The sequence below is a fragment of the Paenibacillus solisilvae genome (assembly GCF_042656405.1).
Classification (GTDB): domain Bacteria; phylum Bacillota; class Bacilli; order Paenibacillales; family Paenibacillaceae; genus Paenibacillus_Z; species Paenibacillus_Z solisilvae.
Genome location: NZ_JBHSOW010000114.1, coordinates 48843 through 61863, shown reverse-complemented (window position 1 = coordinate 61863; position 13021 = coordinate 48843). Strand labels below are relative to the sequence as shown.

The window sequence follows — 13021 nt, the reverse complement described above, 5'->3', positions numbered from 1 at the left end:
TCAAGCTTTGCTAGCTTTTTAAAACCTTTATGACAGGTCACTCATGTTCAGTTTTCAAGGAACAAATATCATGTTTATTACTCGTGTTTACCGCGAATGTCTCAGCGGCGACTTGATTAATATATCACAGGGTTTATAAACAATGCAACACTTTTTTTTATTTTATTATGCACATGTTAATAAACCCTTGTTTTCAACGATATGTACGCATATTTAAGGCATAACGGGATAGTTCTTTTGGTGATGCAAGACGTGCATACATTCGAAAGATAACTTTGTATCTTTTGGCTATAGCCGTTTTAATATCACCGTCAAGCCGGGAATCGTTCAAATCGAGCAGCATTTCATCAAGTTCTTTACGGAGGACATAGTCGAGTTCTTTACATTCTTTGTCATTGAACAGTATTCCAAGCATAACAGTAGGCGGCCTCCTTAGTTGAATTGGCCTTAACCAGCCAACAAACGGCGTCTCCCGTATGTCACGTTAGACGCCGTCTTATTGTTATGCTCAGATTTTGGTAATTTTATTACTTGTCCAGCAACCAAACTGTAAATGTGCTCTCAATTACTGCCGCAATGATTAACATAGCAACGATTAACACCATAGCAGGAAGCGTCCGAGCTGCAAATAATTCAAAGGATCCGCTCCAACCCGGTCGCCTAAGAGCTAGTGCACCAATTCCTTGAAACATGATAGAACCAAATCTTAATCCATATGCACAAGCAATAATAATCGCGGGTATTTCTATAATTCCATGGGGCAGCAGACCTTTGACTACAAGTGTGAATAGTTCTCCGCCGCTCTGCTCCGCTGCTTTACTTACCAGATATCCGATCATCATTCCATTAATGGCCAAGAATACAATAGGAACAATGCCCAAGAAGATCCCTAGATACAGGACCAATATAGATTTAATGGCATTATTTAAAAATATAAAGGTAATAAACAATAATGTGGGATTATCGCTTGCTTCAATGGATTGTGCCATTTCGCGAATTCCCGCCATCTGTCCTTTTATGAAGGAATCCAGCGCGGGATTCGTAGCTCCGACCACCATTCCAGCAAATAAGATAACAAAGCTAAAGGCAATGTAATGCCTTAGCTCCTTTAAATGGGCCCATATTCGACGTGGAGCAAACATAGAACATACACCTCAATTTCAGCATAGTTGACGAAGATTTTCAAACGAGACGAATAAGTTGTTGGTACGAGCATAGATTGTACTAGAACAAGCCCTAAGCGGAAAGGAGATCCCCTATATGAATATGTTTTATGTGATGAATGGACGGAAACTGAAACGCTATTTTCTTATCAGTGTCGGAATATTGTTTGCTTCAGGTGTAATTTATGCAGAAAAGGACAATGTTACCGTGTTTGCCCCGGATCAGGCAGCAGCTATTTACAGCGTACCAACCGATAAGAAGGTCCTTGCTTTAACTTTTGACATTAGCTGGGGAGATAAACGGACAGAGCCCATTTTAGAGGTGCTCAAACAGAATAATGTTAAGAATGCCACCTTCTTTTTGTCTTCCCCTTGGAGCCAGTCCCACCCTGATATCGTTAAGAAAATCATGGATGCTGGTTATGAAATAGGCAGTCACGGGCATAAGCATGACAATTACAGTACGTACAGCGATGATGAAATTCGTACTCAAATTGAAACAGCCCAATCCATCCTCACACAAGTCACTGGAAAAACACCTACACTGATTCGCTTACCTAATGGTGATTTTGATAAGCGGGTACTTCGAATTGCTGACCAAATGAAAGTGAAGGTCATCCAGTGGGATACAGATTCCCTCGATTGGATGAATATCGGAACGGATAAAATTGTAAACCGGGTTGTCAGCAAAGCACATCCTGGCGATATTATTTTGATGCATGCAAGTGATTCCGTAAAACAAACGCACGAAGCCCTCCCTGTCATCATTTCACAGCTCCGTGCTAAAGGGTATGAATTCGTAACGGTATCCAGTTTAATTGCACAAACTGAGCTTCAAGGCAAAGCGGTGCAGGACAAAACAACCATGACTAAACAGCTGGATGCTTCTGCAGGATTTTAATAAAGGATCACTTAAAGAACCGGCTTCGCACTTGCTGCGGAGTCGGTTGTTTGCGGTTTGCGCACAAGGCGGTGAAGAAGCATAATTTGGTAGGCATTGCAAATGAACATTGGAATAACCATAAACACGATTGCAGACGTATTCGCTCCTTCCCCCTGCAGGCTCGGCCATGACTCCAGTATGGTAACGACCACTTGGAGAAACAAGGTTGGAATAAAGGCATTATTATTCGTTTGTTTTACTTTCACGTAGGCAACAAGCCAAGAACCTAGAGCCATTGCAAGCGGCAGCGCCCAGAATACCCAGTTGTTAAGACTCTCCCGGTCCTGGTAAAGCAAATATCCAACGCCCCCGAGCACAAATACGGTTGTGTATGCTTGAAGCGCATTCCATAAGTAACTTCTTCTGAAAACACTTAACGCTATATAATTCAGTGTTAAATAGGCGAAAAATCCCATTTGACTAAATGCACCGAAAAGCATACCTACAAGCGCCATCGTCAGGGTGTTAAAGCCTACCGCCTTTAGTCCCATAAATCCAAAGGATTGATCCGTCCATTGCATGATACTTCCAACCACTATTGTTACTACACCGCCAACTGCCATTGTACTCCAAAACAAGAAAAACCATTTTCGTAAATTCAAGCCTTTCACTCCTAAAAGTTATTGCTGAGCTTGCCCTGGGATTCCATTTGAACAGAGTAAACTCGCTTCATTAAGTAATAAGCCGGCACCTAGTTAGGGGGGCTTTGTTTTCGTACAGAAACCATATGCTTGTGATAAGTAAAAACTTGCTCCGTTAGTTGATGCTTCACTTATTGCTCAAAGGAATCGATAAGAGCTTTTTTGCGGGCATCCCTTGTATGAAAAAGCAATTGATTTTCATCCTTTATTTTACCACGTTCACTACAAAAAGCTACGTCGTCTCCATGATAATACGTTGAACAATGTCGCATACTATCGTATGAAGCACGTTGTAAATACAGAAGGGAGACGCGTCAATCATGCTTAAACGGTGCGCATGGCTGGGCAGTTTCGTGCTGTTGATGTCCGTACTTTCGAGTTGCGGATCTGAACCGGCATCAGGTGCTAGCGAAGCGGTCAGCTATAAGGACGTGAAATCGATGGTTATTGACATACTCAAAACAGAAGATGCACAAAAGGCTTTGCAGGAATCTGCAACTACTGCAAGCGGAAATACAGGGTTCAGCTCTAAGCTGCTTACTGTTCAGGATCAGGAGCAGGTAAGATTAGCTGTTAAGGAAACCCTCGTTTCTCCTGATTATGACAAAGTTATTCAGAAATTGATGACCGACCCCCGTTTTGCCGGTGAATTTGCCAAGTCGGTAAACAAACAGAATAAACAAATTCATAAGGATCTTCTAAAGGATCCAACCTACCAGAAAGACCTCATTCAAGTTATGAAGAATCCGGAAATGGACAAAATGATCCTCGATGTGCTTCAAAGCACACAGTATCGTAAGCAAGTATCAACGATTATGCAGGAATCCATGCAAAGTCCGCTGTTTCGTTTAGAGCTACTTGATCTAATGAAAAAAGCAGTATCAGAGGAATTAAAACCGAAGCCTGATGAAAAGGTAACGAAACCTAAAGACACTGGTGGCGATGGCAGCGATGGCGGCGATGGCGGTGACAGTGGCGACGGCCAAGATGGCGGCCAGGATAGTTCTGGTGGATAATTCTTGTGGAGAGCAAAATTAATATAAATAGCCCGCTAAGCGGCTGAAGAAATGAGTAGATAAGCATACATGTCAACATGTATGTGAATCCCTCAGTTTATCAGCTCGCTTAAGCGGGCTTTGTTTATTTCTATAATGAGCTTGATGATTATTACTGCTCACATTTTGAAATTACACTGTCTGCGATGTCCAGATAAATTTGGCCGGTTTCGGTGTCCGCTTTATAAACGGACGGCGCGAAATCAGGCTCAGTTGCTAAATTGTCCGGTGCCCCCAACGGGATTTGCGCCAGCAGCTCGGAATTAAGCGATTCTGCTAGACGCGCTCCGCCACCGCGGCCAAATACATATTCAATGTCACCGTTCTTGCTAACATAATAAGACATATTTTCAATGATTCCAATAATTTCATGCTCTGTCTTAATTGCCATAGCGCCTGCTCTAGCTGCTACAAAAGCTGCGGTGGCGTGTGGAGTGGTTACGATAATTTCTTTACTTTGAGGAATGAGCTGATGAACGTCTAATGCAACATCCCCAGTGCCTGGAGGCAAGTCTAAGAGCAGATAATCAAGCTCTCCCCATTCAATCTCTGCGAAGAAATTTCGCAGCATCTTACCGAGCATTGGACCGCGCCAAACGATGGGAGCATTGTCTTCTACGAAGAATCCCATGGACATGACGCGCACTCCAAATTTTTCAATCGGAATCACGCGTTCATTAATAATCTCAGGCCGCTCCTCAATCCCCATCATATCAGGTACGCTGAAGCCATAAATGTCTGCATCAATGATGCCTACACGCTTCCCTTTACGGGCTAAAGCGACCGCAAGGTTAACAGTCACTGTCGACTTGCCAACTCCACCTTTACCACTAGCCACAGCGATGAAATGAACACCGCTGCCTGCTTGCAGCAGCGTATTAGCCTCGAGGCCAGCGCCGTGACCCCGTATGGGTCCTTGACCTGCTGACGACGCTTTGCCGCCCCCTGCAGTGGCGCCAGCGCCTGTCGCAGCGCTATTTGTACCGCTGCCAGGCACAGCTTCGCCAGAACGGAACCGGAAATGTACGGTCTCGGCTCCAGCCTTAACCAGAGCTTGCCGCAACGCTTCTTCCAGCTCCGGCAGCGTTCCTTCCGCAGCTCCCACGATCGTCAGTGATACGCTGCGTTCTTTGGCTACAATATCTCGAACCGTTAATGCTTGTTCCTTGCTATATTGCGCCACTACTGATTCAGCAGCTTGTTGAATTTCTTCTCTGGACAACATATTCGTCCGACTCCTCTACAAAGGTATCCCTAGCTCCTGCCATCCTTAGGTGAACTAGTATCCATTATAACAATACAGGGAGCCTGTTCCAAGCGGCAAACATGTCTTTTACCAAACACTTCCTCATCCCGTTCATTGCGGTTTTGAATTATCGATGCCCCACTTCTCACCAGCAGAATAACGCAAAACCCCCTGATACACGGAAGCCGCAACCTGTTTCTGATAATTGGAATCCGTTAACCGACTAGCCTCTCCGGGATTAGACAAGAAACCAACCTCGACCAGAATGCTTGGAATATTTTCTATCGCTTTAAGCAAATAGATGGTATTGACTGCGGCTGCCGCACGCTGGGTATTCTCTAAGTTCCGTTTGATTTCGTCTTGAACAAGTGAAGCCAAAACAGCATTGTCCGGGTTACTTGGATAAAAGAAGGTTTGCGCGCCAGACCATTTCGGTGATGGGATGCTGTTCATGTGGATACTAATGAATAAGCTGGCTTTCTTATCTTTCACAAATTGAGCTCGTTTCACCAAATCCTCTGTTTTTCGTCTGCTGAGCTTCGATGTGCCCTCATTGGCTAAATCATAATCTCCTTCTCGTGTCATCACAACAATCGCACCTGACTGCTGCAGATAATCGCGAAGCTGCAGGGCGATAGCCAGATTCAAATCTTTTTCAACGGCTCCCTGCTTACTGACAGCCCCGCCATCGGCCCCTCCATGTCCTGCGTCAATTGCAATCACTTTACCTGACAGAGGCAAGGTCCAATACGTCCATGTGCGTGTTGCAGGTACCTCTTGAGTCAATAACAGCACAGTTAACAATACAACGGTCATTCCTAGTCCGATGCGGATCGCTCCACGGTAATTGATCCACAGGACAACACGCTTTCGAACGTTACGCATAAAAAAGACCACCCCAATCCCAAAGCGATAATTATGCGAAGGCATTTGCCTATGCTCTTTATCATCTTATGGGACGAGATGGTCGGTTATGCGGACAAAGCCTGAAGCATTACAATTAGGTAACGGGTTGTTCAGCCATACCTTCGATCAGGATCTTTGCAACTTCCGGACGAGAAAATTCCGGTGGCGGACAAACACCATCACGCAGCAAAGCGCGAACTTTCGTTCCTGACAGTGTCAGGTGATGCTCTTTGTCATGCGGACAGGTTTTGCTTGAAGCCATATTGCCGCATTTGGTACAGAAGAAGCTATGTTCAAAGAATAGCGGTGTTATGCCAAGCTCTTCGCTTGTAAACGTACGCAGCAGATCCTGTGCTTCATACGTGCCATAATAATCGCCTACTCCAGCATGGTCACGGCCAACAATAAAATGAGTACAGCCATAGTTTTTACGAACCATCGCATGGAAAATCGCTTCACGGGGTCCAGCATAACGCATAGCTGCCGGGAATACACCTAGAAAGGCGCGATCCTGCGGGTAATAGTTCTCAAGCAGAGCAATATAACTTTTCATACGAACCGCTGCCGGAACGTCATCTGACTTGGTTTCACCTACAAGCGGATTAAGAAATAAAGCATCTACGATTTCCATCGCACTTTTCTGAATATACTCATGCGCACGATGCACAGGATTACGAGTTTGGAAACCAACAATCGTTTTCCAACCCTTTTCAGCAAAAATACGGCGTGTTTCCGACGGATCAAAATAAAATTCATTGAATTTCTCAGGTACTGGACGGTTTAAAATCGTAATTGCTCCACCCACATAAGTTGATGGACGACCATAAAGTTTTGCAACACCCGGATGCTCAATGTCATCTGTTTTGAAAATGTTAACTGCTTCGTGCTTCTGATCGACTTTATAGATGCTTTCGATATCAATAACACCATAGATCACGCCATCTTCGCCGACGAGTGATGCTCTTTGACCGACGGAAAGCTCCGCTGCACGATCTTCTTCAACTGCTAGTGTAACCGGGATACTCCATACTAATCCATTAGCCAGACGCATATTCTCCACTACAGAGCGATAATCTGCTTCATTCATGAAGCCAGTAAGTGGCGAGAAAGCGCCGACGCCGATCAAATCCAAATCTGATATTGCCCATGTATTCACGATGATGGATTGCAAAGCTGTCGCTTCTGCAAGCAACACCTCGCGCTCGGCTCCATTTGCGACTCGATTGATGAGTACGCCGCCATGCGGCTTAATGTTGCTCATAATATGCAAATGCCTCCCTTATTTGTGTAAACCACATTCTGTTTTTTCTTGACCGGACCAACGTCCTGCACGTGGATCTTCTCCTGGCATAACTTGACGAGTGCAATGCTCGCAGCCAATGCTTGGATAATGGTTATCATGCAGCGGATTGTAATATACATTATTCGTACGGATATAATTCCACACATCTTCTGAAGTCCAATCAGCCAAAGGATTAAACTTCACAAGTCCGAATTTGGTATCATATTCGATTTTCTTCGCATTGGCACGAGTTGGAGCCTGATCACGGCGGATACCCGTAATCCAAGCTTCATACTTAGACAAGATTTGTGTAAGTGGATTTACTTTACGAATACCACAGCATTGGTTTGCATTGGTTTTCCAGAGCTCAGCCCCAAACTGCTCAGCCTGCTCTTCAGGTGTAATCTCTGGTTTCACTTGTACAAACTTGAGGCCATAAATTTCTTCCATCTTATCACGGGTCTCATAGGTTTCTTTAAAGTGAAAATCTGTGTCCAGATAAAAGATATCTGATTTTGGGCTGATCTTTTGCAGCATGTCGACAAGAACAACATCTTCAGCACCAAAGCTGCAGGCAAAAGTAATGTTCGGAAACGTTTCAACTGCATATCGCAGAATCGCCTCAGGCGATGCGTTCTCAAGCTCTACAGCCTTCGTGTTAATAAGTGCTTCTTTTTCAAAAAGATTCATGTTATACCCTCCGCTCCTATTGAAAACCTAGTAAAGAGATCTACATTAGATTATACGTTAAAACACACCTATACTTCAATGCCCTAAATGCTCCAAAAATCAAAAATGCCCTCTCTGATTGACAGAGAGGGCATTGAGACAAGAAACGATTAACGCTTCGAGAATTGTGGTGCACGACGTGCTGCTTTAAGACCGTATTTCTTACGCTCTTTCATACGTGGGTCACGTGTCAGGAAGCCTGCACGTTTCAATGCCGGACGGAATTCAGGATCTGCTTTAAGCAGAGCACGAGAAATACCGTGACGGATTGCACCAGCTTGACCGGAAATACCGCCACCATGAGCAATAACGAGAACATCGTATTTGCCTGTAGTGTCTGTAAGAGTCAGTGGTTGTTTAACAATCAGTTTAAGTGTGTCAAGACCAAAGTATTCGCTTAGGTCACGTTTGTTAATAATGATTCGTCCTTCACCCGGCACGAGACGTACACGTGCAACAGAGTGTTTACGACGACCCGTTCCATAGTATTGAGCTTGAGCCATGAAACTGTCCTCCCTCTATTTATCCGCGAAGTTCGTAAACTTGTGGATTTTGTGCTTGATGTGGATGTTCCGGTCCTGCATAAACTTTAAGTTTAAGCTTCATTTTGTCACCCAGACGGTTCTTAGGAAGCATGCCATGAATAGCTTGCTCAAGAACTTGTTCTGGTTTGTTTTTGATCATGTCTTGTGCCGAAGTGATTTTTAAACCGCCTTGGTACATGGAATGACGGTAGTACATTTTGTCTTGAAGTTTTTTACCCGTTAAGAAAATTTTCTCAGCGTTGATAATAACTACAAAGTCACCAGTATCAACGTGCGGGGTGAATTGTGGTTTATGCTTACCACGGATGAGGCTTGCCGCTTCGCTCGCAAGACGACCGAGCGTTTTGCCTTCAGCGTCAATGACGAACCAATTGCGTTCAACTTCATTTGGCTTAGCCATATAGGTAATGCGCATGGGTGATCCTCCTTGTTCATTAAACAATCGTTCTCATGTATGATACGTTAACCGCTGTAACGGTTCGATTGCAATTTCATTAGTTGTAATTGAAATGGCCGTTCTTAGTCGGGGCTGTGGGAGAGCCACTAAGAAAGCACAAGTTATATTCTACTATATACAATTCATAAGTGCAAGTCATTTGTTTGGGCGCTTTGCAAAAGCAGCATTGGTTAAATGATACAATCTTATTCATATTCCACTTCCCATAGGACAAGCCCATGAGACATTGCTGTGGGACCAGCTGCTGAGCGGTCTGCAGCCTGCAAAATCCGCTCAAAATCTGCTGCAGTGATCTTACCTTCTCCAACCCATAACAACGTCCCGACAATGATACGAACCATATTATAAAGGAAACCGTTGCCGGTTACGAAAATATCAATCTTGCCCACATCCTCTTCTAGCCGCACATCCAGAATCGTACGTACATGAGTTGGCTTCGTCGAGCGTTGAGAAGCAAAGGAAGTAAAATCATGCTCCCCTACGACCTTTGACAAAGCTTCTCTCATCTCTAAAACGCGAAGAGGCATGGGGTAATGAAATCGATAATGTCGTTCAAATACATCCGCAAACTTGTTTGTATCAATGGAGTATCGATATGTTTTTCGTATCGCAAAATGACTGGAATGAAAATCAAGCGATACCTCATCTGCTCTTTGAATGCGTATGTCTCTGGGCAGTCTTGAGTTAAGCGCCAATGCCCAGCGCTCGATCGGTATCGGAGACATGGTAATAAAATTAAATACTTGTCCCCGGGCGTGTACACCGGCATCTGTTCGGCCTGATGCGGTTATACTAATTTTCTCACCGGTAAGCACTTGAAGCGCTTGCTCAATTATGTCTTGAATCGTATTACCTATCGGCTGCGTCTGGAAGCCGTAGTACTTCGTACCGTCGTAACTGACAATCATCTTGATATTCCTCATCCCACACCTCCTTCACTGCATGTTTGAGCCCGTCTAAGGCATGTGAGTGTTAACCGAATCACAAGTAATAACCTGCATTTCACCAAGCTTCATCCGAACCGGTTATCATGGCATTCTCCCACCACACCATGAATCCAGGCAACAAAAAAAGGTGGCCGCAAGGTCCACCCTTCGTTTGTTACGCGCGATCAACCAGTTCCAGGTAAACCATAGGTGCCGCGTCTCCGCGACGAGGTCCTAGTTTCAAAATACGCGTGTATCCGCCCGGACGTTCCGAGTAACGAGTAGCCAGATCGGAGAACAATTTTTGAATTGCATCTTGCTCGCCACCAGTAATAGTCTCGCGGCGAACGAAAGCAGCAACCTGACGGCGAGCATGAAGATCTCCACGTTTTGCAAGTGTGATCAACTTCTCAGCGATTGGACGAAGTTCTTTCGCTTTCGCTTCTGTCGTTTGGATGCGCTCATACAGGAACAAGTCAGTAACGAGGTCGCGGAAAAGTGCTTTCCGGGAACTAGCGTCACGGCTCAATTTAGAATATGCCATCGTGAAATTTCCCCTCCTTAACGCTTAGTAAGCATTGCAAACGTTAGTTTACGCTGCTCTCTATTCTTCCATGCGGAGGCCAAGACCGAGTTCTTCAAGCTTCTCTTGTACTTCCTCTAAAGACTTGCGTCCGAGGTTACGGACTTTCATCATATCTTCTTCGGTTTTCGTGATCAGCTCTTGAACGGTGTTGATACCTGCACGCTTAAGACAATTGTACGAACGTACGGAAAGATCCAGTTCCTCGATCGTCATCTCGAGTACTTTTTCTTTCTTGTCTTCTTCTTTTTCAACCATGATCTCAGCATCTTTCGCTTCATCGGTCAAACCGACGAACAGATCGAGATGCTCAGTCAAAATTTTGGCTCCGAGACTAACTGCCTCTTCCGGTCGAATACTGCCATCGGTCCATACTTCCAGAGTCAGCTTGTCATAGTTAGTTACTTGACCGACGCGAGTATTTTCTACGCTGTAGTTGACGCGGGTAATCGGCGTGTAGATCGAATCCACAGGAATAACACCAATCGGTTGATCATCCCGCTTGTTACGATCCGCTTGGACATAACCGCGTCCACGGTTAGCGAATACCCGCATGTGGAGACGTGCACCGGAGGCCAGCGTCGCGATATGAAGATCAGGGCTTAAAATCTCGACATCGCTGTCTGCGCGAATATCGCCAGCCGTAACGTTTCCTTCACCTTCCGCATCGATTTCCAATACCTTCTCTTCGTCGGAATGGATTTTCAGCGAGAGGCCTTTGAGGTTCAGGATGATTTCAGTTACGTCTTCCACCACTCCTGGAACCGTTGAGAACTCATGAAGCACACCATCGATTTGAACCGAGGTAACTGCTGCACCTGGCAGTGACGACAATAGGATTCGGCGAAGCGAATTCCCAAGCGTCGTGCCATATCCGCGTTCTAGCGGTTCGACTACGAAACGTCCGTATGTGCCATCTTCGTTCAGCTCAACGGTTTCGATTTTCGGCTTTTCGATTTCAATCACTAATAATACCCTCCTTCAAAACGTCGCTCCGTTACCATTATCGCATTAGAAGTCTAATCATGTAGTATGGCAAACCTTCACAACCATTATTTACAAGTTGTTGACATTTGATACCACACGTAGATCACTATACGCGACGACGTTTCGGCGGACGGCATCCGTTGTGCGGAACTGGCGTTACGTCTTTAATGAGGTTAACTTCAAGACCTGCTGCTTGCAACGAACGAATCGCTGCTTCGCGGCCTGCGCCTGGACCTTTAACCATTACTTCAACAGCTTTCATGCCGTGTTCCATAGCTGCTTTTGCAGCGGATTCAGCAGCCATTTGAGCTGCGAAAGGCGTGCTTTTACGGGAACCTTTGAATCCAAGGTTACCTGAGCTTGCCCAGGAAATCGCATTACCGTGCGGATCGGTAATCGTTACGATCGTGTTATTGAATGTCGAGCGAATGTGCGCTACGCCAGATTCGATATTTTTACGGTCGCGACGTTTAGTACGAACCACTTTTTTAGGTTTAGCCATTTCGGTTATCCCCCCTTATTATTTTTTCTTGTTCGCTACAGTCCGGCGAGGACCTTTACGAGTACGAGCATTTGTTTTAGTCCGTTGACCACGGACTGGAAGACCACGACGGTGACGAACGCCACGATAACAGCCGATTTCGATCAGACGCTTAATGTTAAGCGAAATTTCGCGGCGAAGATCGCCTTCAACCTTAGTTGTTTTATCGATCGTTTCGCGTAGTTTACTAACTTCGTCTTCTGTCAGATCACGAACGCGAGTTGATTCATTAATTTCAGCTTCAGCTAAAATTTTATGAGCTGTTGTTGTGCCGATACCGAAAATGTACGTCAAAGCGATGACAACGCGTTTGTCACGCGGTAAGTCTACACCAGCAATACGTGCCATGTATGGTTATCCCTCCTTATCCTTGTTTTTGTTTGTGTTTCGGATTTTCACAAATCACCATAACGTTGCCTCTGCGACGTATGACTTTACATTTTTCGCAAATTGGCTTGACCGACGGTCTAACCTTCATTGTGATTACCTCCCGAATTCTCTCGTAAGCAGTGCTGATTTACAGCCTACTTCCGATAGGTAATGCGTCCTCTAGACAAATCATAAGGTGATAACTGAATGACAACCTTATCTCCAGTCAGAATACGAATAAAATGCATTCTGAGTTTGCCCGATACATGGGCGAGAATCTGGTGTCCGTTTTCAAGTTCCACCTTGAACATGGCGTTGGGTAGCGGTTCTAATACCGTACCTTCGACTTCAATGACGTCCTCTTTAGCCACAGTCATTCTCCTTTCCTTGCACTGCCTTCTGAATCACAAAACGCAGCTTCGCGTTTGTTACACGCCCGGTTTCCCGCATGCTGTCCGTCACTTCATGACTGACGACCGGTTGCATCTCTAGATGCAGAACGTTCTTCTTCTTTGGCTGATCAAAGCGTCGCTTATCTCCATCTACGATCTGGACGAACCGATCATCGACAATGCCGACGATCACGGCATATGAGCCTTCGTCTTTACCTCGTAGCACTTTAACAACGCGACCGATTTCTGGCATGTA

General features: G+C 45.1%; 19 protein-coding genes. 2 read left to right on the top strand and 17 right to left on the bottom strand.

Annotated features, from left to right (window positions below):
• Nucleotides 1-193 precede the first annotated feature (193 nt).
• Both ACFPYJ_RS28930 and ACFPYJ_RS28925 read right to left on the bottom strand, forming a co-directional pair.
• The gene (locus tag ACFPYJ_RS28930) at nucleotides 194-415 is read right to left on the bottom strand and encodes a hypothetical protein (RefSeq protein WP_379191714.1); all 222 of its coding nucleotides are present in this window, start codon (nucleotides 413-415) and stop codon (nucleotides 194-196) included.
• A gap of 112 nt (nucleotides 416-527) precedes the next feature.
• Nucleotides 528-1142, bottom strand: a complete 615-nt coding sequence (locus tag ACFPYJ_RS28925; protein WP_379191713.1) for a stage II sporulation protein M — start codon at nucleotides 1140-1142, stop codon at nucleotides 528-530.
• Between the two features lie 118 nt (nucleotides 1143-1260).
• Here ACFPYJ_RS28925 and pdaB point away from each other — a divergent pair, with 118 nt between their 5' ends.
• Nucleotides 1261-2064: a polysaccharide deacetylase family sporulation protein PdaB gene (gene pdaB / locus ACFPYJ_RS28920; protein WP_379191712.1), complete on the top strand. Its 804-nt coding sequence runs from the start codon at nucleotides 1261-1263 to the stop codon at nucleotides 2062-2064.
• Between the two features lie 11 nt (nucleotides 2065-2075).
• On the opposite strand, the gene ACFPYJ_RS28915 is transcribed toward pdaB, so the two are convergent.
• On the bottom strand, nucleotides 2076-2708 hold the full coding sequence (locus ACFPYJ_RS28915; RefSeq protein WP_379191711.1) for a KinB-signaling pathway activation protein: 633 nt from the start codon (nucleotides 2706-2708) through the stop codon (nucleotides 2076-2078).
• A 359-nt stretch (nucleotides 2709-3067) separates the two neighbouring features.
• Here ACFPYJ_RS28915 and gerD point away from each other — a divergent pair, with 359 nt between their 5' ends.
• On the top strand, nucleotides 3068-3763 hold the full coding sequence (gene gerD / locus ACFPYJ_RS28910) for a spore germination lipoprotein GerD (RefSeq protein WP_379191710.1): 696 nt from the start codon (nucleotides 3068-3070) through the stop codon (nucleotides 3761-3763).
• 151 nt (nucleotides 3764-3914) lie between these two features.
• Here the strand turns inward: gerD and ACFPYJ_RS28905 are convergent, their stop codons facing one another.
• The 14 genes from ACFPYJ_RS28905 to ACFPYJ_RS28840 all read right to left on the bottom strand — a co-directional run bounded on the left by ACFPYJ_RS28905 (nucleotide 3915) and on the right by ACFPYJ_RS28840 (nucleotide 13018).
• On the bottom strand, nucleotides 3915-5027 hold the full coding sequence (locus ACFPYJ_RS28905) for a P-loop NTPase (RefSeq protein ID WP_379191708.1): 1113 nt from the start codon (nucleotides 5025-5027) through the stop codon (nucleotides 3915-3917).
• Nucleotides 5028-5159: 132 nt separating this feature from the next.
• Nucleotides 5160-5933, bottom strand: a complete 774-nt coding sequence (gene cwlD / locus ACFPYJ_RS28900; RefSeq protein ID WP_379191707.1) for an N-acetylmuramoyl-L-alanine amidase CwlD — start codon at nucleotides 5931-5933, stop codon at nucleotides 5160-5162.
• Nucleotides 5934-6048: 115 nt separating this feature from the next.
• On the bottom strand, nucleotides 6049-7215 hold the full coding sequence (gene sat, locus ACFPYJ_RS28895; protein WP_379191706.1) for a sulfate adenylyltransferase: 1167 nt from the start codon (nucleotides 7213-7215) through the stop codon (nucleotides 6049-6051).
• An 18-nt stretch (nucleotides 7216-7233) separates the two neighbouring features.
• The gene (locus tag ACFPYJ_RS28890; protein WP_379191705.1) at nucleotides 7234-7926 is read right to left on the bottom strand and encodes a phosphoadenylyl-sulfate reductase; all 693 of its coding nucleotides are present in this window, start codon (nucleotides 7924-7926) and stop codon (nucleotides 7234-7236) included.
• A 149-nt stretch (nucleotides 7927-8075) separates the two neighbouring features.
• Nucleotides 8076-8468 carry a 30S ribosomal protein S9 gene (gene rpsI, locus ACFPYJ_RS28885; protein ID WP_379191704.1) on the bottom strand — a complete coding sequence of 131 codons (393 nt, stop codon included), beginning with the start codon at nucleotides 8466-8468 and terminating at the stop codon, nucleotides 8076-8078.
• A 19-nt stretch (nucleotides 8469-8487) separates the two neighbouring features.
• On the bottom strand, nucleotides 8488-8925 hold the full coding sequence (gene rplM, locus ACFPYJ_RS28880; protein WP_379191703.1) for a 50S ribosomal protein L13: 438 nt from the start codon (nucleotides 8923-8925) through the stop codon (nucleotides 8488-8490).
• Nucleotides 8926-9152: 227 nt separating this feature from the next.
• A complete protein-coding gene (gene truA / locus ACFPYJ_RS28875) occupies nucleotides 9153-9890 on the bottom strand; it encodes a tRNA pseudouridine(38-40) synthase TruA (RefSeq protein WP_379191702.1) in 738 nt (245 codons plus the stop codon).
• 178 nt (nucleotides 9891-10068) lie between these two features.
• Complete coding sequence (rplQ, locus tag ACFPYJ_RS28870) at nucleotides 10069-10437, bottom strand: 50S ribosomal protein L17 (RefSeq protein WP_379191700.1); 369 nt, start codon at nucleotides 10435-10437, stop codon at nucleotides 10069-10071.
• Between the two features lie 60 nt (nucleotides 10438-10497).
• Nucleotides 10498-11442, bottom strand: coding sequence for a DNA-directed RNA polymerase subunit alpha (locus tag ACFPYJ_RS28865; protein ID WP_379191699.1), 945 nt, complete (start codon nucleotides 11440-11442; stop codon nucleotides 10498-10500).
• Nucleotides 11443-11569: 127 nt separating this feature from the next.
• The gene (rpsK, locus tag ACFPYJ_RS28860; RefSeq protein ID WP_148933645.1) at nucleotides 11570-11965 is read right to left on the bottom strand and encodes a 30S ribosomal protein S11; all 396 of its coding nucleotides are present in this window, start codon (nucleotides 11963-11965) and stop codon (nucleotides 11570-11572) included.
• A gap of 18 nt (nucleotides 11966-11983) precedes the next feature.
• Nucleotides 11984-12352, bottom strand: a complete 369-nt coding sequence (rpsM, locus tag ACFPYJ_RS28855) for a 30S ribosomal protein S13 (RefSeq protein WP_379191698.1) — start codon at nucleotides 12350-12352, stop codon at nucleotides 11984-11986.
• Nucleotides 12353-12368: 16 nt separating this feature from the next.
• Entirely contained in the window at nucleotides 12369-12482 is a 114-nt protein-coding gene (gene rpmJ / locus ACFPYJ_RS28850; RefSeq protein WP_122906754.1) for a 50S ribosomal protein L36, read from the bottom strand.
• A gap of 46 nt (nucleotides 12483-12528) precedes the next feature.
• Nucleotides 12529-12744, bottom strand: coding sequence for a translation initiation factor IF-1 (gene infA / locus ACFPYJ_RS28845; protein WP_125663939.1), 216 nt, complete (start codon nucleotides 12742-12744; stop codon nucleotides 12529-12531).
• Complete coding sequence (locus tag ACFPYJ_RS28840) at nucleotides 12737-13018, bottom strand: hypothetical protein (protein ID WP_379191719.1); 282 nt, start codon at nucleotides 13016-13018, stop codon at nucleotides 12737-12739. Before ACFPYJ_RS28840 ends, infA begins: the two co-directional genes overlap by 8 nt.
• Nucleotides 13019-13021 lie beyond the last annotated feature (3 nt).